Below are 3,463 nucleotides of genomic sequence, written 5' to 3'. Positions count from 1 at the left end.
CGAGGCCGCCGACGTGGTGGGCTCGACCGCGACGATCCGCGAGACCGTCGCCAGCGCCGACCCCGGGGAAACCTGGGCCATCGGCACCGAGATCCACCTCGCAAAGCACCTCGACCGCTGGTATCCCGAGGTGGAGGTGCTGCCCCTCTGTGGCGACGCCTGCATGGACTGTAACGCGATGCGTCAGATCGATCCCAACTACCTGACCTGGATTCTCGAAGAGCTCGTCGAGGGCCGCGAGCGCAACGTCATCCGGGTCCCCGAGCGCGAACAGGAGCTCGCCCAGGTCGCGCTGGATCGGATGCTGGAGGTGCAGCCGGAATGAGCGCACCCGGAACGAGAGAGGCCGAGGTGCTCGTGGTCGGCTCGGGGATCGCCGGCTGTGCCGCCGCTCTCGGAGCGGCCCGCGAGGGGGCAGAGGTCCTGCTCGTCACGAAAGCCGAACGCCCTGAGGACGCCGCGACCGACTGGGCTCAGGGCGGGATTGCCACAGCCCGGGGCGATCCGGAATCGCTCAAAGAGGACATCATCGCCGCCAGCGACGGCACCGCCGACGAGGAGGCAGTCGACGTACTCGTCTCGGAGGCCGATTCGGCGGTTCGGGACGTGCTCGTCGAGACGCTGGACGTTCCGTTCGATGGACCTGACGGATCCTTCGATTACGCCCGCGAGGCGGCCCACTCCGAAGAGCGCATCCTTCACGTCGACGCCTCGACCGGCGAACACGTCCTCCGGCCGTTTCTGAACTACCTGGACGACCACGACCGAATCGAGATTCTGGAGGACACTGCCGCGCTCGATCTGGTTACCCACGAGGGCCGGGTGTACGGGGCCGTCCTCGACACCACCCCGGACGGCGAGCCCGCGCCAGCGGGCGAGCCGGTCTATGCCGGCGCTACGATCCTGGCGACCGGCGGCATCGGCGCCTGTTACGGTCGGTCGACGAACCCCGAAGGCGCGACCGGCGACGGCATCGCGATGGCCGCGCTGGCCGGTGCCGACGTTGCTGACATGGAGTTCGTCCAGTTCCACCCCACCGCGTACGCGCCGCCCGAGGGCGATGGAAATTCATTCCTGGTTTCCGAGGCCGTCCGCGGCGTGGGCGCAGTTCTGGCAAACGGCGAGGGCGAGCGATTCATGCCCGAGTACCACGAGGACGCCGAACTCGCGCCCCGTGACGTGGTCGCGCGGGCGGTCGCCCGCGAGCGCGAGCACACGGGCGAAGTCGTCCTCGACGTGTCCGGACTCGACTTCCGTGCTGAATTCCCGGACCTCGCGGCCCTGTGTGACGAAGCGGGCGTCGACCTCCCCGAGATTCCGGTCGCGCCCACCCAGCACTTTCTCTGTGGCGGAATCGACGTCGACCTCCATGGTCGCGCGAGCCTCGCCCGGCTGTACGCGGTCGGCGAGTGCGCCCGAACCGGCGTCCACGGCGCGAACCGGCTCGGCTCGACCTCCCTGCTCGAAGGGCTCGTCTGGGGGCTGCGCGCGGGGGCCGACGCGGCAGGCAAACCGCCCGAAACCGTCGAGGCCCCCGAACTGCTTGACCGGGATCCCGACCTGCCGGACCGGTTCGCCGCCGAGAAGTTCATCCGCCTCCAGCGGGTCATGGACGAATACGTCGGCCTCCAGCGGTCCCCGGACGGCCTCCGGCGTGCGGGCGCGGTCCTCCGGCGGCTCAAGGGTGAGGTCGACGCCTACGTCCGTACTCGGACATCCCGCTCGCTGTACGAACTCCGCAACGCCGCCGTGACGGCCCTGCTGGTAACCCGGGCGGCCGCCGACAACCCCGAGTCGGTCGGCTGTCATCACGTCGTCGAAGACGAACAGGCCGAAGCGGAGGCTACTGCTGATTGAGATGATTACCGACTCACAGATCGAAGCCTGGCTCCGGGAGGATCTAGGCCATCACGACGTGACCAACGACGTGCCTGGCGAGACGGAGGGCCGACTCGTGGCCAAAGAGGCGGGCGTCGTCGCCGGGCTGGACGCCGCGACGGCCGTCTTCGCGTATCTCGGCTGTGAAATAGCGGACGCGGCCACGGACGGCACCCGGATCGACGAGGGAGAGACGGTCCTCGTCGTCGAGGGGCCAGCCCGCGAGGTCCTGCGGGGCGAGCGCGTCGCGGTCAACGTCACGGGCCACGCCTCGGGGATCGCCACCCGGACCCGGGCCGCCGTCGACGCCGCCCGCGAGGTCGACCCCGACGTGGCTATCGCGGCGACTCGCAAGACCACGCCCGGGCTCCGGGGGATCGAGAAGCGCGCCGTCGCCGCGGGTGGCGGCGATACCCACCGGCTCGACCTCTCACACATGGTGATGATCAAGGACAACCACGTCGCCGAACTCGGGCTGGAAGAGGCCGTCTCCCGCCTGCGCGAGCGGACCTCCTTTGCCACGCAAATCGAGGTCGAGGTCGAGTCCCCCGGAGACGCCGAGCGAGCCGCCGAAGCTGGCGCGGACATCGTGCTGCTGGACAACCTCGCGCCCAAGGAAGTCGCAACCGGGGTCGATCTCGTCGGCGACGAAGCGCTCACGGAGGCCAGCGGCGGCATCACGATAGCGGACGTTCCCGCCTACGCCGAAACGGGCGTCGACGTCATCTCGATGGGATCGCTCACTCACTCGGCACCCGCGCTGGATTACTCGTTCCGGACGGGGTAAGCCAACAGAAGCCGCTCAGAAAAACGTCAGCTTGTCCCGCCTGTAAACGTCGAGTTCGCTCACCGTCGAGCCTTCACGGGTCACGGCGAAGGCGATGGCCTCGGCGACCTCTTCTGGCTCGGTGACCTCGCCCGGGTCGAACCGGTCGGCGAAGGGCTCGCCGTACTCGCTGCCGAACGCCGTGCGGACCTCCGAAGGGTTGACGACGGTGACCGCCACGTCGTCGTCGCCAGCAGCGGCGGCGACGCTCAGCGCGAACCCCCGGACCCACCACTTCGACGCGGCGTAGACGGGATTGAACGGCCGGGGGTACTGCCCCGCGAAGCTGCCGACGAACACGAGGTGGCCCGACGCAGCCCGGAGGTGTGACAGGGCGGCCCGGGTCGCGTAGAAGACGCCGTCGACGTTCGTCTCCATCATCGTCCGGTACTCGTCGTCGGTCATCGTCTCGACGTCCGATCCCCGGGCGAGTCCGGCGTTGTTGACGAGGGTGTCCACTCCACCCAGCTCCTCGACGGCGGCCTCGATCAGCGTCTCCACCTGGTCCCGTTCGCGGACGTCAGTGGGAACTGCGAGCGCGGTGGTTCCGTACTCGCGTTCGATCTCCTCGGCAAGTGCGTCCAAACGCTGTTCGCTCCGGGCCGCGAGGACGATGTCTGCACCCCGGCTCGCAAGTTCCCGCGCGGTCGCCGCGCCGATCCCGGTGCTGGCACCGGTCACCACGGCGACATCGTCGGAGAGTGATCGATCCGCCATGTCCGCTTTTTCGGGCCGTTGCGGGTTAGCTCTGTGGGAGTG

General features: G+C 69.1%; 4 protein-coding genes. 3 read left to right on the top strand and 1 reads right to left on the bottom strand.

The window, feature by feature from the left end; all coding sequences use genetic code 11:
* The 3 genes from nadA to nadC form a co-directional block, all read left to right on the top strand.
* Positions 1-325, top strand: a 325-nt coding sequence (gene nadA, locus QZT59_RS15815; protein WP_290818587.1) for a quinolinate synthase NadA, incomplete at its 5' end; no start/stop codon positions are given.
* Positions 322-1,857 carry an L-aspartate oxidase gene (locus QZT59_RS15810; protein ID WP_290818585.1) on the top strand — a complete coding sequence of 512 codons (1,536 nt, stop codon included), beginning with the start codon at positions 322-324 and terminating at the stop codon, positions 1,855-1,857. The genes nadA and QZT59_RS15810, both read left to right, overlap by 4 nt.
* Before the next feature lies 1 nt (position 1,858).
* Positions 1,859-2,665 carry a carboxylating nicotinate-nucleotide diphosphorylase gene (gene nadC / locus QZT59_RS15805; RefSeq protein WP_290818583.1) on the top strand — a complete coding sequence of 269 codons (807 nt, stop codon included), beginning with the start codon at positions 1,859-1,861 and terminating at the stop codon, positions 2,663-2,665.
* Positions 2,666-2,680: 15 nt separating this feature from the next.
* Here nadC and QZT59_RS15800 read toward each other — a convergent pair whose 3' ends face one another.
* A complete protein-coding gene (locus tag QZT59_RS15800) occupies positions 2,681-3,421 on the bottom strand; it encodes an SDR family oxidoreductase (protein WP_290818582.1) in 741 nt (246 codons plus the stop codon).
* Positions 3,422-3,463 lie beyond the last annotated feature (42 nt).

The organism is Halovivax sp., from assembly GCA_007119345.1.
Lineage (GTDB): Archaea > Halobacteriota > Halobacteria > Halobacteriales > Natrialbaceae > Halovivax.
Note: the sequence above shows the minus strand (reverse complement) of the source record. Positions and strands in the feature narration are given on the sequence as shown.